The sequence below is a fragment of the Mesorhizobium sp. AR07 genome (assembly GCF_024746815.1).
In the GTDB taxonomy this organism is placed as follows: Bacteria; Pseudomonadota; Alphaproteobacteria; order Rhizobiales; family Rhizobiaceae; genus Mesorhizobium.
Genome location: NZ_CP080526.1, coordinates 1 through 25,947, shown reverse-complemented (window position 1 = coordinate 25,947; position 25,947 = coordinate 1). Strand labels below are relative to the sequence as shown.

The window sequence follows — 25,947 nt, the reverse complement described above, 5'->3', positions numbered from 1 at the left end:
CCGATGATTCTGCGGCCCACATCTCTCTCGCGCCACCCCGGCACGCTTCTTGGCGCGGCCGCCATCACTCCGGCAGTCCCCTTCCCGGCCTGGCTGCGCCGGGCCATCCCGGATGCGCAAAGCCTTGCGGGAAAAGGCGCAGGGCCAAATGCCCTTGAGGACGTCGCGCTCGCCGCAGGCGCCACCATTGGCGCGCTCGATGCGGTGGTCCGCCGGCAGGAGCGGTGGGCCGGCGCCTGGCGGCAGCGCCTGGCGCTTGCGGCGGCCGCGGCAACGGCGAAGCAGGGGGGTCGCGTCGAGGATGGAAGCGCGCTGCGCGACACCGTGCTGCTCACACGCCCGGGCGATTTTTTGTCTGTCGGCCCCGCCGGTCTTTTGCTCCTCGCCTGGCGTCGGCTGGCATCGCGGCCGGCGGAGGAGTTGCTGACGGAGAAAAGCCTTGCCGCGGTGCTGGAAGAGTTCGGTTATGCCCGTGGCGACGATGCGGTCGGCGATCTGGCGGACGATCTCCGGCAACTCGGTGCCGGCGCCGGAATGGTCGCAATGCTGACAGGTACGTTCATGGCCGCCGAACGACACGGTTTTGGGCGCGCCGTCGGAGCGTGGCTTGCCGACGCCCTGCTGGCGCAGCGGCTGGGCTGGACTCATGCCGTGCCGCTGCTGGGCGGCGCAGCGGCCTTGGGCACAAGCGTTCGCCCGCGTCAATCGGCAGCCAGCTCTGCGGCGACAAGCATTGAGACAAATCCTGAACGTGCCAAAAGTCTGCTTGCCGCGCAGGCGCGCGCTGCGCTGCGCGCCATCGATCTTTTCGCCGAGCTCGAGCGCCGCGCGGACCGGCTGCTTGCCATTGCGCCGAAACTCCGGGCCAAGGCGGCGGATACTGTTGTCGACAAGCTCCTGTCCGACGATGCGATCGTTGCCTCGGAAAAGATCTCAGGCATGAGCGATCGCGGCCTGCGCCGGCTGTTCGACCGGCTGGTTGAACTCGGCGCCGTGCGTGAACTGTCCGGCCGCCCAGCCTTCCGCATCTACGGGCTGTGACGACGATGGCGGAGGCAGCGCGCAGACGAGGAGGGAGCCGGTCAGATGACCGTCGATCAGGCGAACGGCGATCAGCTGACCAGCTGTTTGACCGGGAGCTGGATCACCTGCCGCCAGAGGCGCGCTGGCGGGAATGGATGCATCGCGTCGAGGCGACGATCTTTGCAGCCAGCGAGCCGGTCGGCCGCGAGACGCTGGCGCGCATCGTCGGCAAAAGCTGCAGCATCGACCTTTTGATCGACGACATTCGCGAGGAATTGCGTGGTCGGCCCTATGACCTGGTCGCCGTCGCCGGCGGTTTTCGGCACCTGACCCGGCCGGCCTATGCCGACGCCATCCGTGCCGCGGTTGGCGGCAACGAGCGAGCCGTGGATCTGACACAATCTGAAGTGCTAGTGCTGATGTGCATCGCCTACTTCCAGCCCATCACCCGCGCCGAGCTTTCTTCGTTCTTCGGCAAGGAGATCAGCCGCGATTTTATTGGTCATCTGCGCGGCGCGAAGCTGATTGCCTCCGGTCCGCGCAGTCCGACACCCGGCGCGCCCTACACCTATGTCACGACCAAAGAATTCCTGCTGGAGTTCGGGCTCGACACGCTGCGCGACCTGCCGGATTTCGAGGCGCTCGAGGATGCCGGGCTGCTGTCGAAGGAAAAACTGCTGGCGGGGGACATCATGCCGGACTTTGCCGGTAGCGAAGAATACGGCGGGGTCGAGGTCGACGAATGACTGCCCGCCCACGCGAGAGTCGCTGGCGCTTGCGGATGCTCGCGGCTTAAGGGTGCGCTATCTGGACGAAGCCGAATTGCGCGACAAGGACGATGACATTGTCCCGACCGAGCTCGAGACCTCGTCACGCACTCGTGCCAGACTCAAGCTCTATGCTTCGATCGGCTTGCGCTCATTGCGGTTTATGGAGACGGAGCTACTGACGCACGATGTCATCGTTGAATAGCGCCTACCTCGAGTTCAGCGATCGATAGAGCCTGTCCACCGAACCGGCGCCCCGGCACGGTTGCCGTGCCGGTGCTCATGAACCGACGTTCGAACCTAGACGCCGACGGTGAACCCTTCGACAACCTCGTGCCTGCCTTGAACTCGAGTCTCGATGGCCTGCGGTGCTTCTACTAGCGCCCCATGGAAACTACCTCTGCCATGTTAGTCACCGCGTCGACCAGAACCTTGACAGCATGCACGGCGGGTCCCTCGACGAGCATGCCGCACTCCAGGTTGGCTGCCTTCGATCGCCTCAGCAGGTTTGCCGATCCGACATAAGCGGCGATCCCATCAGCCAGCACGATCTTTGCGTGAAATGTCTCCTGCGTAAGGTCGCCGCCGCCATAGTCGATGATGCGCGTGGTCGCCTTTTCAAGGCGGCGCCCCGCCTCAGCGCAGCTGCTCAGCTGCGACGCATCCCTTATGACCAGGATGCGCTCGATTGCCTCCGTAGTCTCGAACAGCTCGGCGGCCCAGGCGGCCCCTACCTTGTCGACGTAAGGGATCATTACCGTGAATCGCTGACGCGCCAACGATGCGAGATGCCGGAAGGCGTCCGTTGTCGGCGTGAGGGTCACGTAGTCACTCGCAATGTCGGCAGCGAGAGCGTCCGCCAATCGACTGGGCGTCGGTGGCATCGTCACGACGAGCCTGGCGGTAGCTCTTGGCGAAATGAATACTTCGTTGGTCATTTCGCCACGGCCGCGTCGAAGAAGCCGACCAGGTCGGGTGCCGATCTGGGTTCCCATTCCAGTCCCTTGCCGCCCTTGAGGACAGCACGCGACAGCAGGAGATTGGAGGCGATGCAGCTTACCTCGGATACCATGACGCAAGCCGGGCAAGCGCCGCCCCTGGCGTCGCATAGGCTGCCAGAGCCGCATCGCAACATGCGCGGATCGAGCGCGCGGCGCAGAAACTCATCGGAACGGTTGCGCCACATTGCGGAGATGTTGCCAAGGTCAGGGGTCATGCCCTTCCGGTAGATCACGAAGGCGAGGTCTGCCGGGAAGATATGCTCGCCGATGCCATCGCGGTCGACGCCTGACGAATCGGCTAGCGAATGCATCATCTGGTGCGACAGGGTGTGGAGAAGCAGGTAGACATACGCTGGCACTGTGCGCGGATAGCCGCCGCTACCCTCGCGGTCCTTGAACATTTCGAGGAATGGGCCGAAATCCTCGTAGCGCTCCAGATAGCCTCGGCCGAGACCATCGTCGGGCACGTCAGTCACCATATTTGCCTTCAGCCAGCGGACCACTCTGGCCTCGTCCAGCTTGAAGTAGAGTGCCTCGTTCTGCTGCTGGGTCACGTATATCGGTCGTTTCGTGCCTTGGATCGGCAGCTGGTCGAACGCCTTGAGGCGAACCGGCATGTCGACACTCGTGCCCTGGTGCTCACGCTTGTAGACGGGCGTCGCGGAAACCCGTGTGAAACCGAAACTGAACTCGCAGATTGGCAGATTGCGGACGATCACCAAGCGCTCCATGCCCAAATGCGTCAGGAGATTCCCAATATTGGACTGGTAGCGCGCCTTGCGCTGGGGATCGTTGACGACGTCGGTCAGTGTGATGTCGGGCTCCATCACGTCGACGGCCGCGTGTCGGGCCATAGCCTCTTCGACATGCTCCCGTAGGAAAGCGTCGTGCTGGATAGTGAGCCTGATCGGGTCATAGCGGCGCGTCCAGTCCTCGCGCTGCGTAATGGCTCTCAGGACGCCTGTGCTGCCCAGCCTGCCGCGTTCAACAATGCCAGCAGCGAACCACCCCTCGCGCAACTCGTGGGCGCTATCGCGGTATGATCGGGCGCGCTCAGGTCGACCGCTTTCTTCCGCGCGGCGAGCCATCTCGAGGAAGCTAAGGTAGTCGTCCCAGTCGCTGCGGTGCTTCGGGTCGGCCTGCACCGCCGCCCGCACTTCGTCCTCCGCTGGCTCAGCGAACGGGATATTATGAATTTGAGCCAGCTTCGCCACCAGCTCGCCGACCCGCGGGGGCGTCATCAGCTCAACTACGGCGCTATCCTGGAATTCGATGAAGCTGGTGCGCTGTGGGTAGAAGGTTGAGTTGGCCCGGTACGACACCGGCAGCATATTGATTTCGATCCACTGGAAGGCGCGACCACTGGTATTCTGCTCGGTTTGCAATCGGGCTAGAACCTCGGGCTCGGCCTTCTTGAGCGGGCGCGTATCACCACAGCCCTCGCAGACGTACCGCCATTCCGAGAAAACAGGGGCGTCGTTCCGCAGCTTGAAGCTGGTTGAACCGCAGGTGCACATCCTGATCTGGCGCGTGCCGCCGGTCTGCGGATCAAAGTTGTAGTTGAACGGGCTGAGGGGCTGAATCTCGCCCGACCAATGCACGTAAACGACGTCGATCTGGGTCCAGCGGGCATCGTGTCCATTGCACTTTCTTGGCAGCGGCTGCCTCGCCTGATCCGCTATGCTCTCGTATTCACGGGTCGAGCCGCAGATGCCGCAACGGTAAACGAGGGGATAGGGGACGTAGCCAACACGGTCCGGTCCTGTCATCTGAAAATCGCCCCGCTCGATCCGGACCTCCCCGGTCCGGGAATCGCGAAAGGGGCCGTCGAGGACGAGTTCGGGCAGGGCGTCAGGAACGGCTTTCATCGCCCGATCGCGCCAATTGGTGGCGAAGTCACTCAGATTCTCGAAGACGAGATCGATCGTCGTCCGGTTGAGCTGCTTGGAGATATCGTTCGCCAGTGGGACGGAGCGGCAGATTCCCTTGCCTCCCTCCCACGTCATAAGCACTCCGGGTGCGTAGGAGCTGGCGAGCTGCACGCGCGATCGCGACATAGTCGGCGGCTCTAACGCTTCCGGCTCGCGCCTTGCACCACCGAAGGATGACGGCCGGCGGTTTGATGTGCGCCAGTCTCCGCCGGTGCCTTTACCCTCGCGCATCGTCGCCTCCGTCTGCATCCAATTCCGAGGCTGTGCCGCGTTGGGTCCTGATCGCCCGCATCACCTTCGCCAGATCCTGCCGATCGACATCGGTGGATCGCCCCCGCGCGAGGGGATCTCGGCCCGCGGCCACTATGTACCCCGCCTCGTCGACGTCGCGCAGCGATGTCATTGGGGGTCGGAACGCCGGCAAGTCGTCCCAATAGTCCCGCAGGCTGGCGATCGTGCCCCGGCTCGAGATGTCGCGTACGAACGTATCGACCTGCTTCTCCACCAAGGCTCGGTAGAAGTCCTCGTAGTGTGGAGCGCCCAGCTGTGACGCACCCTTGCCGGCGAAACCACTGGCGCGCAGCATGAACCCGCCCAACGCCTCGCAAAGCGCGACATGGTTGCGCTGCGCCAGGGTGGCGAACCGGCTGATCTGGTCCATGTGACTTACTTCCGCTTTCCGTCCATCGTCTTGGGCCAGGAATTCGCGCGCCTCGCGCAGCATGGCCCACGCCTGGACATACGACGCCATGGTCCGCTTGATCGCGTTCTCTGCCCACCGTTCGACAGCGGGCGGTGCGATCATGCGCTCAAGGAATCGGTGGAAGATGTCATGGGTCTCGATAACGTAGCGATCGCGACGGTTCTGGGGCGTCGGTAGCAGCATCACGAACCCTACATGCGTGCGGCCGACACGGCTCGACGCCTGGATATACTCGGCGATGTCGGAGGGCAGGCCTGCGAAAAACATGCTGTTGAACCGGTCCACGTCCACGCCATGGCTGATTGCCGACGTGGCGACGATGTTGCGAAGGGTTGCTGCAATATCGGGATAGTCCCCACCGACGAACGACTTTTCGGCATCCTCCATGACTGCCTGGATGTCCTTCATGTCGATCCCACCCGATATCAAGCGGCTTTCAAACGCGGCGTGGCTGCGACCGATACGCCTGTGTTGGTTTTCAACTGCCGCACCCAACGCATCGATGATTTGATCGCCACCCTTCTTGTTGGTGACATAGGCGAGTGCGATGCGATGTAGGTCGACGAGCGCCATGATTTCGCCGGCGCGACCTTGGGCAACAGCGCGATCAATCGCCGCGCGATGCCAATCTCCGGTCGCGCCCGGAGAAACCGCGTCCCGGATAGCGGCAACGGCTGCGGGGCGGCTGCCCTCGTCGAGCATTCCATCCCATAGCGCGGTGATGATGCTGTGAAACGCCGACAGCACGCCAACGGTCGTGACCGTGTGGGTGGCGTCGTTGGTCATGAGGGATACGTAGAGACGCATCCACGGCGTTGTTTGCTCCGGCGCCTGCGCGAACGGGAGAGATGCAGCGAGCGCGACGCGCCCTTCGTTGCCGGCTGGCGGCGCTGCAGGTTCGGCGAAGAACGAGTGGTAGAGATCTGGCCCTGGATAGGGAAAGCGCAGAGGCACGCGCTGATAGAGTGTCTCAAGCTGGCGCTCGGGGGCCGAAATGGTGGCAGTCGCCGCGATGACCTTGGGCATTCGCGGCGCGCCCCACCCGTCACCATTCCAACGGCGCGCGACCTGGAGTCCGTCACCGGCCATCTCGGCCACGTCCTCAAGGATCGTCTCAAGCAGGGTGTCAAACAGTCCGCTGAAAGTGCCGAGACTTTCCTCGAGCAGGTGCGCCTCGTCTTGGATAACGAGCGAGGGGAACGGATCGTGGAAGACACGCGTGCCCTTGGCGTACGCGGGGAAGACGTTGAAATTGTCGTCTTCGGCGGGATCGCGGCGGAGGTCATCCTCGCGTCGCGGTGTGTCGAGGTTGCCCCACCGGTCGATTCGACGGGCCAGACCGAACATGCCGAGCACCTTGCTGATCGTAGCCGTGTGCTGGCCCAGCATGGCCAGCTTGTCGACGGTCCCGAGCACGATCGCGGGTGCTCGAGCGTAAATTGCATCATCGGTCAGCAGGAACGGCAGCGGATGCCGTCCGCCATGCTCCCGATTCCACTCGCAGCTGTCGTTGAAGCAGACGATCACCGCCCGCTTACCCAGCGGGCCTTCGCCCTCGTCACGCCTCAGCCCGGTTGGCTGGCCGCATACCGGGCACTCGGGGATCTTGTCATAAGCCTCGCGCGCCTCGACGTAGCGCCGACCCTGTGCACGCTGTTCGTCATCTCCCGACTCGCCGTCAAGCTCGCTGTCGTCGGCGAACTCCCGATCGCTCGCCAGCGGGATGTCAGCGCGGAATGCACGATAATGGTTGGGCGTGTTCTGGTTTCCGACCCAGAACCCCATCTCGAACGGCCAGTTCCCCACAGCGTGCCGGCGACGCACGAGTTCGGCCCGCACCACCAGCTTGAGGAGACGCTGCGCCTGCTGAAGCGTCAGCAGGCGCAGCGGGTAACGGATCATGGCCGTTATGCCACGATCTTTTCCGCGCAGTCGGTCGAGAAACATGGCGAACAGCAGCGTGCCGTAGAACGCCTCGGACTTGCCACCTCCGGTCGGAAAGTACAGCAGGCTGACGCCGTCCTCGTCCAGCATGGGATCATGGTACTCCCGCCACTCTTTGATCCGAGAGCTGAATACCGGGACATGGGCGAGGACGAATGCCATCTGAAACAGTCGCCAGCCTCGCTTAGGGTCGTGCGCGTCGCGCAGAGCGAAGGCCTCGTTGGTCATGGTCCAGGCGCGCCAGGGGGCGGCCCGGGGCTCGAGGGTCTCGCGATCCGCCCCGGCGAGCCCTGATAGCATTTCATATGCTTTTCTGGACGCGATCAGCATCTCGACGCCGCGCTCGATGTAGCGGGCCTCGGCGCGCTGTGCGGCAATATCCTTTCGCAGTCGGGCGGACTCGATCTCCGCATCGGCGCGGTCGAGACCCGCCGTCACCGTGTCCTTAAGGCGAACCTCTTGCTCATCGATCCATTTAACATAGGCTCGCGGCAGCTCGAACAGCTTGGTCGCGTCGAACCCTGGGTTCTTGAGGATGGCGAACTGGAACGGTAGGTCGATCTGGCGAGCGACGATGCGCGGCTGAGCAAAGCGCGGCGCGGCCGTCGTGGCGAGATGTAGTTCGCCGGCGGCAGCGTCGGCGTGAATGCCGCAGTTTAGGCCAATCGCAGGATAGTCAAGATGGTCGCGGAAGCGGTAGGACGGTTCCACGCGGTCCAGCCGAAGGGGTCGGTGTGCGGTCTGCGGCAGGGTCAACGAAAGACCTGCGCCAAAAACCGTGTTGCACTGACCGTGCGCATCTCGTGGCGTCGGCTCGGGCGACTGGTTGTCGAGCATGACGCGCAGCGACAGCCGGCTCCGGTCGAGGAAGTCTGCCTGCCGCTCCACCTTCAGCACCACTCGCGAGAGATCCGGCACAACGCGAGCGCGATCGACCGGTTGGGCGGCTAGCGCGGCCATGGCCGCGGTCCACCTTGCCTCGTCGAGTGTCTCGCCCGGTTGCACCGTGGCGTCACGCCAGGCTTCGGTGACCCCGTTCCCGGTAACCCACGCCTCGAGCTGCGCCCCGACCGCGTTTGCGAGGCTCATGTTGTACGCATCGACCGTCACAGTCAGTGTTGAGTCGTCCGCATCGGTGGCAAACTCCAGGGTTGGAAGGGCCAGATCGAGCCGACGCCATTTCCCGGGTATTGGTGCCGGGTCGACATGGTGCAACGGTATTGCGCGGCTCTCGCGCACAAGGCGCGCAATCGGTGCCGGCTGAGCGATGTTGTCGTCGGGGGTGTTGGGATCTTCGACCACATTGTCGGGCGTTGGCTCGGCGTCCGGTGGATCGGGTTCTCCGGACAGCAGTTTGATGCCGTGCGCCGCGTACGCCTTGGTCCGGATCCCCGCGAGAATCTGCGCACGCTGCGCACGCACCTTCGAACGCTTCGCCTCGTCCATTCCCTTCCAATCGGGACGATCAACTCCGGCTGCCTGCAGCGCCGGCACGCGCTCTGTGCGGATCGCGTCGTCAATCTGCTGCTGGATGCTCTTGCGCAGTCTGAAGTCGAAGTCGAGCTCACCACCGCCGGCTACGAGATCCTTCCAGAGAGGGATGACGCGTACATAGACCGAGAACCGCGGGGTGACACGGATAGTCGCGCGAGTCCCAGCACCCACGACAAGGTCTACGCCGACCGCGGCGATCCGGATGTCCGATGTCTCGTCCACGACGCCGCCAACATCGAACCGTGGGAGCAGCTGCCCTGCGAAGACCCCACGACGGGGCGAGCTGCCGAGAATGGTGCGCCCGCGCTCGTCGCCACCGCTGACTCTGGCGACGAGTGCGTTGACCAACGCGTCGCACACTGCCTCCTTGAGCTCGACGTCAATTTCACCCAGCTGCTTGTCCGAAAGTCCCTTCACGTCGCCTCCAAGCTCCGTGTGTCCGCCACGGTAGCCACGTGTTCTTCGGCCATGGCCCGGAGTGCACGAATGTCATCACTCCGGTCGCGATTGCTGGCGAGCGCGGCATGAGGGTCCGTCAGGATACCACGGAAGGCGTCATGGAAGATGTTGCCCGAGCGCAGGCGATGCGAGCGCTGCGCGACCACTGCCCACAGCCAGAAGCTCTCCGCCAGCTTAGGGCCTATCCCGAGCACACCGGTGAAACGCATGAACGTCTCGCGATCGTGCGGCGCGTGCGGCACCACGTCGTGGAGTGGCTTGTCGAGCTCGTCGTCAAGATCGACCCAGTAGCGCGCGGTTTCGATTGAAACACGCGGTTCACCCATTTGCGACACGACGACCCGCAGGCGTTCGTTGACTGAATCGCCGACTGTGGCGCCGAAGCGCTTCGCGACCTGCAGATGGTATTCGCGAATTTCGGCCGCGGCGGTAGCGCGGACATTTACGAGCGTGCGCGCCCGCTCGACAAAGCCCGGCCCTATCACGCAAACCTCTTCGCCCTTGCGAACCTGCGAGGCCGGTCGCTCGATGAAGGAGGTCGTCGCGGCGCTGTCGTTGCGCAAGACGATGCCTGTCGACGCACGTGCGATGATGCGCTGTCCATTATTCATGATTATTTCAACCAGACGGCGTTCGCCTCGAGAACCTCCGCTGAGGTCGACCACCGACCCCGTTGGGAATTCGATGTCGTCGGTCGGCATCTCGGAATCGAGCTGCACCGCGTGTCGCCCAATCTCGCCGACGCGCGCGGTCGCTCGAGCCGCGAACGCTTGGAGCCGGACGGCAAGCGGGGCCACGTCGATTTCCTGCGCCAGCCGGTCGGCGTCCCTGGCCGCAAAAGCTAGCGTATCCGCGTCAGCAAGAAACACGACCTGCTCGGGCAGCCACGGTTCGGCCAGTGTCGCCAGGATCGCCGAACGCGTCGGCGCGACAACAATGGCTCGCTTGAACTGATTGCGCAGTGAGCTGGGCATCGCCGTGATGGTGCTTAGCACGCGCGCGCCACCAAAGCGGATGATCCCGTTGTCGAGCCGTTCCGTCAGTCTTGGATGCGCCGCCGCCAACCGGTCGGCCGCGAACTCGGCCACCATGTCGGAGCGGAAAACAAAGGCTGACCGGGAGCTGGAGCGAAGCGCCGGCTGGATCGCCTCTGCTAGTAGGGTCGACATCGGCGTCGCCCGCTCAAGGGAACGCATGATGCCAGTTGTCTCAGCAGTGACCTGCGTCTCCGCATCCGCTTGGCTGGCAAGGCTGCGAGGGTCGGAAAGGGACGCGACATCCGCCGCAACGCGATACGTCGCCAGTCGATCATTCGCCGTCGCAGTCGATGATTCCCGCTCGAGAAACCGGCTGAGATCGGCGATCGATCCCGGCAGGCAGGCGGAGCGCCGAACTGTGGCGATCATGTTTCGCGCCGTCTCGGCCCCGGCCGGATCCCCCATCTCAGATAGCCTGTGCGCGAGCCCACGGAGCCGCTCGATATTCCGGTCGACGTCGCCGAAGAAGCCGTCGACTTCTATCCGTGAGCCGCCCTCGAACTGTAGTTTCGGCTGGTTGGTGTCCTGAACGATCCCGGTGGTGGGCGAGTAGACGACGTGTCCCACGGCCGGCGTCACCTTGGCTTTGCGTCCAGGTTGTTTCGTTCCGAGAAGCTGAAATCGAGCAGTTTGGTATGTCCACGGATCATCCGCGAGCACGAGAATGCCGGCGGTTGGATGGACCTCCCGCATGCAGCCGAGCATGTCCGCAGCGTGCTTCAGCCAGTTCCATCCCAGCCGGTCGCGTGCATTCCGCGAAAGGTCAAGAATCAGAAAGTCGGGCGCCCTCGTGATCGCCCTCAGCTCCACGCCGAGCCGATCCCCGGCTCGGATGGTGTAGAGATAGTATGCCGCCTTTAAGGGGTTGTCCGCGTCGCCGGACCGCTTGTGCGTCGCGATGTCCGTTTTGCTCCGCGTTCGCCAGAGCACCGAGCTGTTAGAAGGTCGCTCTCCTCTCGGTGGACCGTGTGGCACTATCTCGTCGAGGATCGGATGCTCGAACTCGGCGTAGTCCCGACCGTCCGTCGCTCTCCCGGTCAGCTTGCGGACACGGGCCAGAACCTGGTGGTAATCCTTGGCAGCGTCGCTCTCCCCATCCAGGTAGCGCTTCAGGTGGTCGAAGTGAACTTCGCCAATACCATGGCGATCAACCTGCACGGCGCGAGCCTGCGCGTGTGTGCTGCGGGCATAGGGGAATACGACAGCGCGCACTTCGTCGGCTCTTTTCCGACTGAGCGAGCGTTCGTTCTTGATTGTGATTTCGACGGGCTCCGCACTGCGGATGGCCGCAATCGACAGCAGGGAGACGATCGCGGAGGGCGACATCCGAGTCGGTGGCCACGGCATGATCACCTGAGCCGACCCATCGCTCGCCACTTCGGCAGCCGATCGGATGAGCCGCTCGTAGGCCGGTGTGAGCACAACCGGCTCCGGCGATCCAAGTCGATGAAGGGGCTGCCCGGCAAGAGCCTCCATATACCGTTCGACGTTCCGCGGCGGTCGCTGGACAGGTTCCGGGGCCAAGACCGTTTCCGCCGCCCGCCGCGATGCCATCGACGCTATCTTGGAGGTGAGACCTGCGCGCTTATCCAGCTGCGTCTGACGCTGCAGCGCCCGGTCCTTGAGTTCAGTGCCAGGTGCCCGGTCAAAAGGTCGGTACCGCGCCATCACGCGTCAACCGATTCTTGCTGACTGCGGTATGCCGTCAATGCTGCGGTTTCCGCATCTCCGTCGGCCTCGCGAAGCGCAGCCGAGAAGGCCGCCGGGGTCGGAAGATCAAGTTGCCGAAGCAGCGTGACGGAAACCGCCGCCGTTCCAGACACACGGCGGTATCGCTGATCGACCGCTCTCGTGTTGAGCAGCTTGACGGCGAGGGCGAGCCGTTTGGGGCTCTCGGCGGTGAGAACGATCGTATGATTTTCAGTGACGAAGCCGCCCCATCGCACCACAATTGCAGGATCGACCATTGCCGCGATAAGCCGTCGTGGCTGTTTGTCGTTTGTCGTGCGCTGCATGACAGCTGCAGGCGTCCGGACCACGGCTGCGCTTGCTTCAGCGAAGGTAACGAAGTCCATCTTCGTACCCTGCTTGCCTGCGGGTCGGCACACCTGCCCCGCTCGAACGTTCTTTGCCCATACCAACGGAAAGCCGTCCAGGCGTCCGAGCTTCGTCACAAGCCGGGCCCCTTCACGGTTCCAGACGAAATATCCTGCCTTCGCGGTTACGCCATAGTCGGCCAGCGTCGCACCGCCGATCGTTTCAGGGTCGACCGGCGGCAGCGGCCAAGCGTCCTCGGACTTGGCGGGAAGAACCTGCGCGACGACGGTCGCCACCGGCGACGTCGTGCCGATGATTGGGAACCGAACCTTCACATCCGGGCGATGTGCCTTTCCCTTGCGTGCTACTAGCACACTGATGTCCTGGGCCACGTCAAGAAAGACCCCGTCGCGACCCGCGATCGAGCCGATGGTAAGGACCTCGCCTTGGGACCGAATGAACTGGCGCATGCGATCATAGAGCGGGCCCGAACGAAAGCTCGACGGGATGACGAGCGCCACGATCCCGCCGGGCTTCGCGTTGCGGAAGCAGAGTTCGGCAAATAGGGCATACTTGTTTATGTGCCCGCTATGGGCGACCCGCCGCCACGCATTTCCGCGGACCTCCTCCATCGACATTCGGCCGTACGGCGGGTTCGCGATGACCAACCCATAAGAGGCCGGGATCGGTACCCGCAGCGCGTCCCCTATGAGGATCACATCCCGCGGTAGGGGTGCCTTCAGCCGTTCGGCTATTAGCCTGCGTGACAGGGTCGCGAGGCCCGCGTCGATTTCGATGCCGTTTAGCCGGTACGCAACCTCGCGTGCAGCAAGGCCCGCCGAGGTCATTCGCCCAGCGATCGTTGAGAGGAAGGCCGCGCCACCCGCCGCCGGATCGAGGACGTCATCGCTAGACAAATCAAATCCGGCTTCAATGGCGAAATCGACGACCGCATCTGCAACCGCTGGGGGGGTAAAGTAGGTGGCTTGCGACCGCCGAACCTTGGCTGGCAACATGAGCGTGTAGAGCGTCCCGATCCAGTAATGACGCTTGTCGACTGGCAGAGCATGGAGCGCCTTTCGGAATGGCTCGAGCCGTTCGTCCACGCCGAGATCTGCAAGTAGATCGAGGCATGCATCGGCGCGGGCCTGTGGTGAGGTGGCCTCACGCGCCAAATCCCGCGCAGCAAGGCGAGCACGAGCGAGCAGCGTCGTCTTGCTCCCCTCCGCCTCCACTCGTCCCCCTCTTCTGACGGTCATGCCGCCGTCATCCACCCGACAAACAAGTGCCGGTACTCGCATCGATAAGACTATGCCCGCCAGCGAACGTCCAGATCGGAAGTTCGTCTATCGTGTCCTCTCAGCTGGACAGTCTTGAGATTTCTTTGGATCGGTGCCCTGTAATCAAATCGCGTCGCAGCTGCGATCATTCTTCGAACAATCTCATCGTGCTGACCTCGAGCCTCTTGAACTCGTTTTGCACCGCCTCAGGCGTCAGCCAGCTCTCTGGCTGGAACCAGCCATGCGTCGCGAATACGCTCAAGAAGGGGAGAGCCACGCGACGGAGCGCCCCAAAGTAGTCGTCCCGCAGGTCAGTCCATTGCAGCGTCGTCGTCCTGGCAAATCGATCGTCGGCGAGCTTGCTGGAGGCGACCATCCGGAAGCTGTCCCACATGAGAACGCGGTCGGCGAGCCCGCGCCAATCCATTCTGACGATGACTTGCGCGACCCCGGGTAGTTCCTGACCCATGAGGCGGGCATGGGCGAGCAACGAGTGGATCGCTACGAGCGTCCAAAGCGGCGTCAAATGTTTGGGTGGTGGTGGTTGGCCTTCTCTCGACCAATTGTCGCGAAACGATTCCACGCTGACCGCGATGCCGCATTCGTAGATTCGCCAGTAATCGAATGCGCTTGAGATCAGGGCGGTGTTTTCCACTCGCATGCCCTCAAGATAGGTGGTTTCCTTGCCAGCCAATGTTGACATTCGTACCTGCGGCGCGCGTTCCGGCACGGTGAGGGGAAGGAACGAACCCCATCCGTAATAGGCATAGCGATGCATCGCCACGGACACCCGCTCGTTCAGCGCCCGCGGGTTCTCAATATTGATCGGGTCGCCGTCGGCATCGACCAAGGCGTAGCCCATGGCAGAAAAGCTATCGCCTGCTTCCAGTACTCGCTGCTGATACTTGGGTTCCACCCGCCCTGCCAGAACGCGGGTCTGCGCGGTGAAATCAGCGGCCGTCTCCGATACCGCCGCGACGAGCAACTCGACCATGTGGACGTCTGGTTGCAACCGTCCTCCCAACGACTGGCGCAGGATCTTTCCCAATAGGTCCACGCGATACGAGAGGCATCGCTCCAGAAGGGCGTTCCAATCATCAGCGCTTCGGATAGGCACGCTCTCGGGACCGGCCGCCCTGATGTAAACCGTGCCTTGGGATATGCCGGTCAGCCTGCCATTCGCGCCTTGCGGACCGTCTGCAATGGCGACGACGGGGCGCGACCCATGCGAGGGCACCACCACGACTGGGTATGTCACTCCCTCAAACTCGGCGCCCTGGACCAGCAGTTGCAACCGCGGATCGAGATACTTCTTCACGATACTGGAGAGAGCATCTTGCCCGAACGAGGAAGACGGCAGGTCGGTGGCACCAAGTGGCTTGCGGGTCTTGTCGTCGACGCCGAAGACAAGATAGCCCCCGCCATGATTGGCAAGCGCCGCGATATGGCGGGCGAGCTTGGCTCTGTGCTCGGCCTCCCCCGTATCCATCCAGGCTTTGAATTCGACGCCCAGGTTCTCGTTGGCGCCGGCAATGAGATCGGACAGGTCTGAAACGGCGATCTTGTCAGCCTCTCGGGCAGCCGCCATCATCTCAACCCGAGCGCTCGGAGCCAGGCGTCGACCTGACCAAACGCGTCCTGTTGCCATTGGTCGGCTGTGCGATCGCCCAAGATGTCGGTCTCTTGGACGAACTGGCGCACGCAAGTCGGACCATAGGCGTCGACCGTATCGAATTTCTCGGCAATGAAGCCGAAGCCTTTCGCGCCGCTGGCATGATCCAGCAGCGGCCGACAGACTTCGGCTAGCGCCTCGGTGCCCTCAGGGTAGTTCCGGACGCAGTAGTAGATGTCGTAGGCATCCTTCTGCTTATAGCGGCCGTTGAGAGCATGGCCCTTCATAGCGAGCAAGGCTGGAATCGAGCAGACCGCGATTTCCACGCGGTTTGTGCCGCCTCCTGGCATGGGCCCCGTGATCGCCACCATCTGATAGAAACGCAATGCCAAGTCCGCGCCGTCGGCGCGTTGCACTGCGAACTCGCTGATCAGAGGCGGCACGTTTTTGACGATTTCCGCGTCTCGCGGCATGAGGAAATCGACGATGATGTCGATCGGACCTCCGCCATCGGCGGCCGGAACTTGTCGAACGAGTTGGAAGCGCCTCAACTCGGCGCGCTGTTCATACCCGTGGCCCATGAGCGCGCCGATCAGCGTCGTATATTCGCCGTCACCCAGTGCTTCAGCGTCGAGACTGAGATCGACATCCAGCGTTCCGACATGCGGCATGTCTTCGTTTCCGAGCAAGAGCCATGGCACGGCTCCGCCGATGACCGCGAACTTCCCTTGGAAGCTTCCCAGAATCTGGCCGATCTCGACCAGGACTGACTTCACAGCCGATGTGGTGCGGTCGTCGTAGTCCGCCGCCGATTGCGGCTCTGCAGGAGTTAGCGGTGCCATACGAGCTTCTCCTGGCGCAAATGGTCGGCGGCTTCGCGCCCACGCTCACCTGCCGCCGCCAGGTCGAGATACGTTTGCACAGGGCCAGTGCACAAAATGCCCGGCACCGGCTCGATAGCATCCCGGAAGAGGCCGACATCCTTGGGCAATGTGACCAGCACATTTTCACCTTTGGATGCCGAAGACAGCTGCATTGCATCGGTCAGCCGTGCGAGCCCGTCGTCGTCGGCATAAAAGTACTGCGTGCCGCTTCGCCCGTATGGCGACAACCATTGCGCTGCCGAGAATGACGCGAGGATCGCTAGTCCGACTTCCGGCCTCGCGCTAAGGGCGCCGCGCACGGCTGTCTCAAAGCCAGCTCCGTGGAGTGGCGAATAGAAGCGCAAGCGCCTCCCTGCGGGGGGCTCATAAGCCTCGCGCCAAGCGTCGAGTAATGCGTCAGGCTCGATCAACGTGAGGCCATCTGAAGATGCTTTTGCCCATTCGCGGTCGATAAGGGCGCTGCGGACGTTACTGACATGACCGAGGCTTACCGCCGAAGCTTCGGCGAGTTCAGCAACGCGCCACGGTCTGTCCGGATCTCGCAGCAACGCGCGCAGCACTTGCGCAGATTTGGGTTTGAAAAGGGATTTGAGCTCCCTTCGTTCCGCGCTAGGCTTGCCTTCGACATGCCGCTCTATGAAGATGCCGTCAAAGATAATATTGGCATTGCCCGCCAGATCAAGAAATCCGACCTGGTAGTCGCTGCACAACGCCTGAGCCTCTGGAGAGAGGTACGGCGCTACAAAGATCGGTATTGCACTCCCATCGAAATGGGCAGCGTAGTTGCGCAGTTGGAGCAATCCCATACGAACATAGCGGGGCTGGCCGCTCGACTTGACCTCACAGATGAGCGTATGCCGGCGATCAGCAACGACCACATGCGCCAGGATATCGACGCCACGGTCGGGACCGCCGACGGGCTCGATCTCGATATGGTCGACGACAAGCGCTGGGACGCGTTGCAGAAGCGCGGTGAGGGCGTCTGCCGCCTGCTGCTCCAAGTTTTTCATCGATTCAACAGATTTTCAACATTCGTTGAAAATGGCATGTTGATTGAAATTACACAAGCCATTTCACCCGAATTGTCTCGTTCAGCGAATGCTGAAAGGCACGACTATAGTGAAAAACGACAAGCGAGGGGGAATATGTAACATATCCTCTTGCCCCTGACCACGTAATATGTAACATATCTCCTATCGAAGGCCGCAGGAGAACCCCATGATGCCCGTAGTGAGAATTAATGATGCTACCTTTGCCGATCTAAAGCTCATCGCAAGTTGGTTCGGCACGAAAACGCCCGCCGATACGCTGGATCGTGTCGTGAAGGAGGCGATGGACCAGCTCGGCTTGGAGCGTGACGATGAGCCCGATGAAGCCGTTGTCTCGGAGGGAGGCGCCATACAGTTCGACGTAGCGCCCGGTCTGGCTTTCACGAAACCGTTGTCGGCGACGATCAATGGGAAGGCGATCCCCAGCCCGAGATGGTCATCGATCCTGCTCACGATGATTGCTCAACTAAAGTCAAAAGGCCTCGACGGTGACAAGCTTGTCCGTGAACTGGGGATCCCGGCCAAAGCCGCCAAGTTCGAGGACGAGGGGTTCAAGTACCACCCCGACCTGGGTGTTTCGGTGCAAGGCCAGTCGGCTTCCGATGCATGGAAAGAGGTCGAACGCCTTGCCAAGAAGTGGCACATTCCGGTCACGGTCGAGTTTTGGTGGCGCCAGAATCCAAAAGCTCAGCATCCCGGTCGGACCGGCGTATTAAAGGCAGGTAGCCAGCCCTGATTATGAAGCACGACGGTGATGACGGTCGCGGCGTACGCCTGTCCTGTTCGTGAGGGTTAGCGCGATTTGTCCGACGACAGGCGTGTGTGTAGTTGGAGCGCCCCGAGCTGTTTTCAGCTCTAGCTATGATTCGTTGAATTATGACGCATTGGCGTTAAGGTGACAGTATTGGGGGGCGTCGACAATGCTGAGTGTGGTGCAGGTCTGGAATCCAGACGATTGGGAGTTTTTTGCCCAATCATTACTTCATGGGCGGCACGGCCCGCTGCACGTGCAGAAAATCCCATCTGCCCACAAGGGTGACTACGGCATTGACTACTATTGCACGAAAGACGCCGTTGCTTACCAATGCTATGCGGTCGAAGAACCAATAGATATCTCGGTCAGGGCAGAACGCCAGAAAAAGAAGATAACGACGGATCTTGGAAAGCTAGTCAAAAATCACGTCGAGATCGGAAAACTGTTCCACGGCGTGCCTATTAGGCACTGGGTGCTTATGGCACCCCTCCATGACAGCAAGGACGTGAACCTTCATTGCGCGAAGAAAACGAAGGATCTGCGCGACGCCGCTTGTCCGGCATTCGACCCAACGGTCGAGGTGATTATTCAAGACCCGAGCAACTTTCCGAATGACGCCGTCGCTCTGGGGATGTCTGCCCTTTCGAAAGTGACTCTGTCTATTCCAACACCCTCGCAATCAGAGCTTGCGACGTGGGCGGCGGGGTCTTCCGATCTTCTAGCCAATGCCACCGGGAAGCTCAAAAAGCGGGCGCCGCCTGACAAGCTCGATGACGTCGTAGGCGAAGCGGTGAGATCCTTCCTTCAGGGCAACGCATTGCTTGATGCCCTTCGCTCTGGTTCGCCCGATCTCCACGAGAAGGTCACGTCCGCGGTGAGGAGCCGGGCGCGACGACTAGAGTTCGCGGGGCCACCGTCTACTGGGTCTGCCGGGGAAATACTGCACGCGGAACTCGATGCACTGATCGCGGCGATGCAGGAGGCGGCCCCAAGTCTTTCGGCGCAGAACGCAGAGCAGATCGCGTACGGCTCCATATGTGAATGGATCATGCGTTGCCCGCTGGATTTTCCCAATGCCCAGTGAGTCGAGCCTTCGGCATGCCATACTCGGTGGGGCATTCACCTATACGGCACGTCCTGACCCTATGCCGGGGGACCTCCGCATGTCTTGGGGAATAGCCGTGCTGGTTCTCGCGCTCTTCTACAGCCGGGCGAAAAAATCGAACTTCCAGAAGCTCCAGTTTATGGCGCACGCCGTTCGATTGCCGGAGGGCAGGGAGGAAGTCCGCGGGCTTCTGTCAGGTGAGTATAAGCCCACTGAGGTTTCTGTCCGAGTAGAGCCATCCCTCAATCGAGCGGTGGCATTGGCATATGCACTGAAGCTGGTGAAGATTGAAAGGGGCACGTCTGTCTCGCTGACAGACACCGGTGAGAAAATGGCTTCGGTCATCGTGAAGGGTGACGACACGCTGAAAGAGGAGGTGTCGTTCCTTCGCGAAGTAGCCCCGAAAGTGACCGAGGCACTCATGAAGCGGGTTTGGCGGCTAGAGGACCTCCTATGACACTGCGCTTTCAGCGTTTGCGACTTCGCGCGGTCACATCCGACGGGGTGTATGGGGCGGATATTCCATTCTCACCTGGCCTGACGGTTCTGTGGGCCGACAACACCAAGGGTAAATCGACCTGCATGCAAGGCATGCTTTATGCCTTGGGCCTGGAGCGCATGCTGAGCCCACGGCGAGAGATCCCCCTGCCGCATGCGATGACAACCTATCTCAACACGGACGAAGAAAAGCGCGTTGACGTATTGGAATCGAGTGTGTCGCTCGAAATTGCGAACGGGAATGACCAGGTCATCACTGTAAATCGTGCCGTGAAGGCGACTACGGATACGCGGCTTGTTACCGTCGATTTTGGTGCCGCATTGTCTGGCCATATAACTGGCCTTCGGCGACAGAACTTTTTCGTTCTCGATCCCGGTGCGGCTCAACGAGAGGACGGTTTTCACCACTTTCTAGAAGGGTTCCTAGGATGGAGTCTGCCACAGGTTAGGCGGTACGACGCCCCCGAAACGAAACTCTATCTTGAGACCGTGTTCCCATTGTTTTGGGTTGAGCAAAAGTTCGGCTGGACGGCCATACCGGCGGCTATTCCGACCTATATGCGAATTCGCGAGGTGCACAAGCGCGCCGTCGAGTTCATTATGGACCTCGATGTCTACAACCTTGAAGTTCAACGAGAACGCCTTGCGGAGCGCCTTGCAGCCAATTCGAAAGAATGGTCCGTGGCTCGGCAAGAGTTGGAGCGATTTATCGCCAGGGGTGGCGGAAGAGTATCGGGGCTGAGTGACGTACCCGTCGCCGATCCGGCTGCACTATCGAACGCGCATCTGCAGTTGGCGGAGGGGAAAGACTGGGTTCCTATGAGTTCGGTCGTTGCCCAACTTCGAGGCAGTATCACGGAATTGGCCGCAAAGGCGGTCCCAGATGTAGAGGAGCAATCAGAAGAAGTTACGCAGAGGCTGTCACAGCTGACACAAGATGTCGACCAACTAAACGTCGAGCGAATTCGCGTTCATGGAATTCAGCAAATCAAGACTGCCGATATGCAGTCGCTCACACGGCGAATCGCGGCTCTCGAAGACGATCTCTCCAAGAACCTCGACGTCCAAAGGTTGCAGCGGTACTCCGGTGTAACTGCCGCATTGACGCCAGATAGGTGTCCGACATGCGAGCAGGCACTGGTCGATACCTTGCTGTCACAGGACGCTCTCTCGGCGGTAATGCCTATCTCTGACAACATCGAGTACATTCGATCGCAGAAGAAAATGTTCGAAGACATCCTTGCGCGGGAACAGGCCGATGAGAATGAGCGGCGTGATCAGCTCTCAGCAGTCGGTCGGAGGCTGTCCGACTATTACGCTCAGATCCGGCTTCTTCGATCAGAACTGGTAGCGCCGGGCGCCAACCCGTCCGCCGCCATCATCGAAGAGCGCATCCGGGCCGAGGCACGCTTGCGAGACCTGGAAGCCCTTCAGGCAATCTTCGATGACGCCCTGGAACGGCTTGGGGCTCTGCAAGAAGTGTACGGTGTGCTCCTCCTGGAGCGAGCCGAAATTCCAACCGAGAAGCTCTCTACCAGCGACCATGACAAACTCAACCGGCTGACCTCACTGGTTCAGGACCAAGCCAAAGATTTCGGCTTCAGCACGTTCTCGCCGACGGAGTTGTCGATTTCACAGGACAGCTACAGGCCCGAGAAGGAAGGATTTGAGATCGGCTTCGAGACATCAGCGAGTGACGCCATTCGCCTGAAGTGGGCCTATCAATTGGGACTGCTCGAGCTCGCCAGTGATAGATCCACCAACCATCCCGGTATGCTTGTCTTCGATGAGCCGCGTCAGCAATCGTCTTCTCGCCCAAGTTTTCAGAACCTTCTGAAACGCGCGGCCATAGCCAAAAAGCGGAACCAGCAGGTGATATTCTCCACGAGCGAAGATCTTGAAACCCTTAAATCGATAACTTCTTCGATTGACTGCGAGGAGGTGATCTTTCCTGGCTATATCCTTCAAAAACTCGAATAATTCCGTATTCAACGAGGTCATCAAACACTGGAGTGACCGCGTTGTCGCTCTTGGCGGAGGAGATTGACGTGTACGATCAGCTCTGACATGCGGCGGATAGCCTGAAGTCATCAGTCGCGGTCTTCAATCTGGCTTTGAGAGCGGCAAGCGCCCCGCCTCTGGGCAAACGCTGTGCGACCCAGAGCAAAAGATCCGTCGCCTGAAGTCGGGCATTGTCTTTTGATGACGGCATCTCAAGTTTGGGCGAGCTCGTATTTGGCCAGCCCAAACACTCAAGGCGACGTTGCCCGACATCGAGCGGGTGCTTCTGGAGCTCGAGGCGCTCCATGAGGTTACGGGCGACGCCAAGCCGGGGCGGCTGCGCGGGAGTCAGGATAGAAGATCGGGCGAGGGAAGGCTCGGCCCGGATGTCCTTATCAAGTAGCAAACACGCTCTTCACAGCATCCGCCGTCTTCGAAACGACGATGTCGGCTTCTTCACGCGTCAGGCAAAGCGGCGGCGCGAAGCCAAGGATGTCGCCTTGCGGCATGGCGCGGCCGATGACGCCGCTGGCGGCAAGGGCGGTCGCCACTTGCGGCCCGATCTTCTGCGAAGCGTCGAAGAACACCCGGTCATCCCGATCGGCGACGAACTCAACCGCCGCCAGCATGCCGTCGCCGCGTACGTCGCCGACATGTTTGTGACCACCGACGGCCTTGGCCAATTCCGCGCGGAAATAGGCGCCGATCTCCTTGGCATTGGTCACCAGATCCATCGCGTCGATCAGCTCGAGATTGGCCACACCGGCGGCGACGCAGATCGGATGCGCCGAATAGGTCCAGCCGTGGCCGAGCGAACCAAGCTTGTCGGAACCCTGCACCAGCACCTGCCACATCTTGTCGGCGACGATGACGCCCGATAGCGGCGCATAGGCTGAGGTGAGGCCCTTGGCGATGGTGATCAGGTCCGGCTTGATGCCGTAATGGTCGGAACCGAACATGGTGCCCAGCCGGCCGAAGCCCGTCACCACCTCGTCCGCGACCAGCAGCACGTCATACTTCTTCAACACCGCCTGGATTTTTTCCCAGTAGCCGGCCGGCGGCGGCACGATGCCGCCAGTGCCGAGGATCGGCTCACCGATGAAGGCGGCAACGGTTTCCGGCCCTTCGGCGAGGATCATCTCCTCGAGTTTGTCGGCGCAATACTGCGAAAACTGCTCCTCGCTCATCGAGCGGTCGGCGCGGCGGAAGTAGTAGGGCGCCTCGGTGTGCAGGATCGGCGCGCGCGGCAGGTCGAAGGCGTTGTGGAACAGGTCGAGCCCGGTCAGTGATCCCGTCATCACGCCCGAGCCGTGATAGCCGCGCCAGCGCGAGATGATCTTCTTCTTCTCCGGCCGTCCCAGCACGTTGTTGTAGTACCAGATCAGCTTGATGTTGGTTTCGTTGGCGTCGGACCCGGAGAGGCCGAAATAGACCCGCGACATGCCTTGCGGCGCGCGGTCGATGATCATCTTGGAAAGCGTGATCGACGCCTCTGTGCCGTGGCCGACATAGGCGTGGTAATAGGCCAGGTTCTTCGCCTGGGCGGCGATGGCGTCAGCGATCTTCTGGCGGCCATAGCCGACATTGACGCAATAGAGACCGGCGAAGGCATCGATGCTCTTCTTGCCATTATTGTCCCAAACGGTGACGCCCTCGCCACCCGCCATCACCCGGGTCGGTGATTCACCGCGCGCGTGCATCCCCATATGGGTGGAGGGATGGAAGAAGTGGTCGCGATCCCAGGCGGCGAGTTCGTTGGACTGTTCGAGCATCTTTTTGACTCCTGAAAAGAGGGCAGTCTCGGCGCAGCTTAGGCCAGATCGAGACAAAGGTATTTGAGGTCTGTGAAGGCTTCTAAGCCGTGACGCGAGCCTTCGCGGCCGAGTCCTGATTGTTTGACGCCGCCGAACGGGATCGGCGCGCCAGTGATCTTGACGCGGTTGATGGCGACCATGCCGTAGTCGAGCGCGCGGCCCATGCGCTGCTGGCGGGCGCCGTTCTCGGTGACGACATAGGCGACGAGGCCATATTCGGTGGCGTTGGCGCGGGCGATCACCTCGTCCTCGCTGTCGAATGGTGTCACGGCGGCGACCGGGCCAAAGGTCTCCTCGCGCATGATCAGCGCCTCGTCGGCAACATCGGCTAGCAGGGTGGGCTGATAGAACAGCGATCCAGCCGCGTGAAGCTTGCCGCCGGCAAGGCAGCGCGCGCCCCGGGCGAGCGCGTCAGCAACCTGCTCCTCGACCTTTTTGACGGCCCGCTCGTGCATCAGCGGTCCGATGTCGGTATCGTCGGCAAGCCCGTTGCCGATCCGCAAGGTCTCGACGCGGCTGGCGAAGGCGGCGCAGAAGCGATCGTAAATCGGGCGCTGCACATAGATGCGGTTGGCTGCGAGGCAATCCTGACCGGAGGTGGCGAATTTGGCGTCGAGCGCTATTGCCACCGCCTTTTCGATATCGGCATCGGCAAAGACGATGAGTGGCGCGTGGCCGCCGAGCTCCATCACCAGCCGCTTCATCGTTGGCGCACTTTGCGCCGCGATCAACCGGCCGACCTCGGTCGAGCCGGTAAAACTCATGGCGCGAACGCGGGGATCTTCGCACATGCGGCCGACGATCGGTGCCGCCTTGCCGGTCACGACATTGAAGACGCCGGCGGGCAGGCCGGCGCGCTCGCCGAGTTCGGCCAGCGCCAGCGCCGACAGCGGTGTTTCCGAGGAGGGATGCGCGACGATGGCGCAGCCGGCAGCAAGAGCGGCCGCCGCCTTGCGGGTCAACATCGCCGACGGAAAATTCCACGGCGTGACGATGCCGACCACGCCCAGCGGCTCGCGCCGCACCATCATTTCGGCGCCAGGCAAATGGCTGGTGACGCTTTCGGCGTTGAGGCGTTTGGCTTCCTCGGCGTACCACTCGACGAAGGACGCCGCATAGTCGATCTCGCCCAGCGATTCCTTCAGCGGTTTGCCCTGTTCCAGCGTCATCAGCAGAGCTAGGTCCTCCCTGGCGGCAATGATCACCTCGAACCATTTTCGCAGGATCCTGGCGCGCTCTTGCGGTAGCAGAGCCCTCCAGGCCGGAAAGGCGCGCGAGGCGGCGTTGATCGCCTTCGTTGTCTGGCCTGCATCGAGCGCTGCGACGAAGGCGACGGTCGCGCCGCTGGCCGGATCAGTGACTTCGAAGCTTTCGGCAGTCTCGCTCGCCGTCCACTGGCCATCGATATAGGCGAGCTCGCGCAGCAGCCGGCGGTCGGCGAGGCGGTCGAGCGCGTCATGGCGGATCGTGCGGGCAAAGTGCGCGGACATGGTCGAGGCCTCCCGGGTCGGACTGATGCGGGGAAGAATATTCGCCATCGGCAGACAGAGAGGCTGTTTGGGTGCCTACGCGCAGAGAGAGTCTCTATATTGTGCGCTATCGCAGGAGGATGTCTCTGCGGGGCCGCTTACGATCGCGCGGGCAGCAAATCGGCCAAGGGCAAGACGGTCTCATCCTTCACCGTCTTGGTGACGATGTAGGTGAAGTACCGGTCGATACCGATCTCGCGCTCCAGCAAGCTATCGACCAGCCGCTGATAGGCGTCGACGTCGCGCGCCATCACCTTCAGCACATAGTCGACGCCGCCGCCAACTGACCAACATGCGACAATCTCTGGGGTATCGCGGACAACGCGCTCAAAGCGGTCGAAATCGGCCTGTCGATGGCTGGCCAGCGTAACTTCCATCAGCACGGTGGCGACCGGCGCCACAACGCGCATGGCGATCCGGGCGTGATAGCCCGTGACGATGCCGGCCTTCTCCAACTTGCGCAGCCGCATCCAGCATGGAGTCGGCGAAAGTCCGACTCTGTCGGCCAGCGCCAGCTTGGTAATGCGCCCGTCTCGCTGGATGGCGTCAAGGATCTTGAGGTCGGTTGGGTCGAGCTTCGCAGCAATCATTACTGTCTACTCTCTCACTTGTCGCGTTAGTTTCGCGAGTCTCGATGGTTGAAGATCTCAGGTCGGCCGTGCCTGGCGAGCCTCCTCGAGCGCTTCGACGTAAAACGCGGCCTCCATCGTGATTGAAACCCGATGGGCCAGCACTCGGACGTGGACGAAGGCTGTCAGGTAGACAAAGGCGCGCCGCATTGGGATATAGCTGATGTCCATCGCCCAGACATGGTTCGGCCGTGCGATCTTTCGCAACAGATACGGGTAGCGGCTCGCAACTGGCTTGCTCGTGTTCGATCGCCGATAGATCGCAGAAATCCTCAGGCGCTTCATCAGCGTCGCGACATGGCGTCCGACCACGACACCGACTCGCCGTCGCAGCGCCCGAAGCCTCCGGGCCCCGGCGAAGGGGCAATCGAGATGCAACTCGTCGAGCCGGCGCAT

The 25,947-nt window shown here is 61.8% G+C and carries 18 protein-coding genes and 1 pseudogene; 7 read left to right on the top strand and 12 right to left on the bottom strand.

The genetic code is table 11. The features are described from left to right. Window positions 1-3: 3 nt before the first annotated feature. Genes BPNPMPFG_RS32800 through BPNPMPFG_RS32790 form a run of 3 tightly spaced genes read left to right on the top strand, consistent with a single transcriptional unit; the run spans window position 4 to window position 1,995 of the window. On the top strand, window positions 4-1,041 hold the full coding sequence (locus BPNPMPFG_RS32800; RefSeq protein ID WP_258597347.1) for a DUF1403 family protein: 1,038 nt from the start codon (window positions 4-6) through the stop codon (window positions 1,039-1,041). A gap of 5 nt (window positions 1,042-1,046) precedes the next feature. Further along, complete coding sequence (scpB, locus tag BPNPMPFG_RS32795; RefSeq protein WP_258597345.1) at window positions 1,047-1,769, top strand: SMC-Scp complex subunit ScpB; 723 nt, start codon at window positions 1,047-1,049, stop codon at window positions 1,767-1,769. A 52-nt stretch (window positions 1,770-1,821) separates the two neighbouring features. Then, on the top strand, window positions 1,822-1,995 hold the full coding sequence (locus BPNPMPFG_RS32790; RefSeq protein ID WP_258597343.1) for a hypothetical protein: 174 nt from the start codon (window positions 1,822-1,824) through the stop codon (window positions 1,993-1,995). Window positions 1,996-2,167: 172 nt separating this feature from the next. Here BPNPMPFG_RS32790 and BPNPMPFG_RS32785 read toward each other — a convergent pair whose 3' ends face one another. From BPNPMPFG_RS32785 to BPNPMPFG_RS32750, 8 genes are all read right to left on the bottom strand, one after another. Further along, window positions 2,168-2,728 (bottom strand): phospholipase D-like domain-containing protein, encoded by a 561-nt coding sequence (locus tag BPNPMPFG_RS32785; RefSeq protein ID WP_258597341.1) that lies wholly within the window; start codon window positions 2,726-2,728, stop codon window positions 2,168-2,170. Next, a complete protein-coding gene (locus tag BPNPMPFG_RS32780) occupies window positions 2,725-4,953 on the bottom strand; it encodes a DUF8724 domain-containing protein (protein ID WP_258597339.1) in 2,229 nt (742 codons plus the stop codon). The genes BPNPMPFG_RS32785 and BPNPMPFG_RS32780 overlap by 4 nt, the downstream gene beginning before the upstream one ends. Then, window positions 4,940-9,280: a helicase-related protein gene (locus BPNPMPFG_RS32775; protein ID WP_258597337.1), complete on the bottom strand. Its 4,341-nt coding sequence runs from the start codon at window positions 9,278-9,280 to the stop codon at window positions 4,940-4,942. Before BPNPMPFG_RS32775 ends, BPNPMPFG_RS32780 begins: the two co-directional genes overlap by 14 nt. Continuing rightward, window positions 9,277-11,781 carry a hypothetical protein gene (locus BPNPMPFG_RS32770; protein WP_258597335.1) on the bottom strand — a complete coding sequence of 835 codons (2,505 nt, stop codon included), beginning with the start codon at window positions 11,779-11,781 and terminating at the stop codon, window positions 9,277-9,279. The genes BPNPMPFG_RS32775 and BPNPMPFG_RS32770 overlap by 4 nt, the downstream gene beginning before the upstream one ends. A gap of 245 nt (window positions 11,782-12,026) precedes the next feature. After that, complete coding sequence (locus BPNPMPFG_RS32765) at window positions 12,027-13,655, bottom strand: HsdM family class I SAM-dependent methyltransferase (protein WP_258597334.1); 1,629 nt, start codon at window positions 13,653-13,655, stop codon at window positions 12,027-12,029. 166 nt (window positions 13,656-13,821) lie between these two features. Further along, entirely contained in the window at window positions 13,822-15,267 is a 1,446-nt protein-coding gene (locus BPNPMPFG_RS32760) for an AlbA family DNA-binding domain-containing protein (RefSeq protein ID WP_258597332.1), read from the bottom strand. Further along, window positions 15,264-16,130 (bottom strand): nucleotidyl transferase AbiEii/AbiGii toxin family protein, encoded by an 867-nt coding sequence (locus BPNPMPFG_RS32755; protein ID WP_258597330.1) that lies wholly within the window; start codon window positions 16,128-16,130, stop codon window positions 15,264-15,266. Before BPNPMPFG_RS32755 ends, BPNPMPFG_RS32760 begins: the two co-directional genes overlap by 4 nt. Further along, window positions 16,118-17,182, bottom strand: coding sequence for a type IV toxin-antitoxin system AbiEi family antitoxin (locus BPNPMPFG_RS32750; protein WP_258597328.1), 1,065 nt, complete (start codon window positions 17,180-17,182; stop codon window positions 16,118-16,120). The genes BPNPMPFG_RS32755 and BPNPMPFG_RS32750 overlap by 13 nt, the downstream gene beginning before the upstream one ends. 208 nt (window positions 17,183-17,390) lie before the next feature. Between BPNPMPFG_RS32750 and BPNPMPFG_RS32745 the strand changes: the two genes are divergently transcribed. The 4 genes from BPNPMPFG_RS32745 to BPNPMPFG_RS32730 all read left to right on the top strand — a co-directional run bounded on the left by BPNPMPFG_RS32745 (window position 17,391) and on the right by BPNPMPFG_RS32730 (window position 21,558). After that, window positions 17,391-17,957 (top strand): T4SS efffector SepA family protein, encoded by a 567-nt coding sequence (locus BPNPMPFG_RS32745; RefSeq protein ID WP_258597327.1) that lies wholly within the window; start codon window positions 17,391-17,393, stop codon window positions 17,955-17,957. Window positions 17,958-18,141: 184 nt separating this feature from the next. After that, window positions 18,142-19,059 (top strand): hypothetical protein, encoded by a 918-nt coding sequence (locus BPNPMPFG_RS32740; RefSeq protein WP_258597325.1) that lies wholly within the window; start codon window positions 18,142-18,144, stop codon window positions 19,057-19,059. A gap of 97 nt (window positions 19,060-19,156) precedes the next feature. Then, complete coding sequence (locus BPNPMPFG_RS32735) at window positions 19,157-19,537, top strand: hypothetical protein (RefSeq protein ID WP_258597323.1); 381 nt, start codon at window positions 19,157-19,159, stop codon at window positions 19,535-19,537. Continuing rightward, window positions 19,534-21,558, top strand: coding sequence for a coiled-coil domain-containing protein (locus BPNPMPFG_RS32730; RefSeq protein ID WP_258597321.1), 2,025 nt, complete (start codon window positions 19,534-19,536; stop codon window positions 21,556-21,558). The genes BPNPMPFG_RS32735 and BPNPMPFG_RS32730 overlap by 4 nt, the downstream gene beginning before the upstream one ends. Window positions 21,559-21,974: 416 nt before the next feature. On the opposite strand, the gene BPNPMPFG_RS32725 is transcribed toward BPNPMPFG_RS32730, so the two are convergent. The 4 genes and pseudogenes from BPNPMPFG_RS32725 to BPNPMPFG_RS43270 all read right to left on the bottom strand — a co-directional run. After that, the gene (locus tag BPNPMPFG_RS32725; RefSeq protein ID WP_258597320.1) at window positions 21,975-23,351 is read right to left on the bottom strand and encodes an aspartate aminotransferase family protein; all 1,377 of its coding nucleotides are present in this window, start codon (window positions 23,349-23,351) and stop codon (window positions 21,975-21,977) included. Window positions 23,352-23,389: 38 nt separating this feature from the next. Then, the gene (locus BPNPMPFG_RS32720) at window positions 23,390-24,883 is read right to left on the bottom strand and encodes an NAD-dependent succinate-semialdehyde dehydrogenase (RefSeq protein WP_258597317.1); all 1,494 of its coding nucleotides are present in this window, start codon (window positions 24,881-24,883) and stop codon (window positions 23,390-23,392) included. A gap of 137 nt (window positions 24,884-25,020) precedes the next feature. After that, complete coding sequence (locus BPNPMPFG_RS32715) at window positions 25,021-25,512, bottom strand: Lrp/AsnC family transcriptional regulator (RefSeq protein ID WP_258597315.1); 492 nt, start codon at window positions 25,510-25,512, stop codon at window positions 25,021-25,023. A gap of 47 nt (window positions 25,513-25,559) precedes the next feature. Continuing rightward, window positions 25,560-25,947, bottom strand: a pseudogene (locus BPNPMPFG_RS43270) (transposase family protein); the annotation flags it as partial.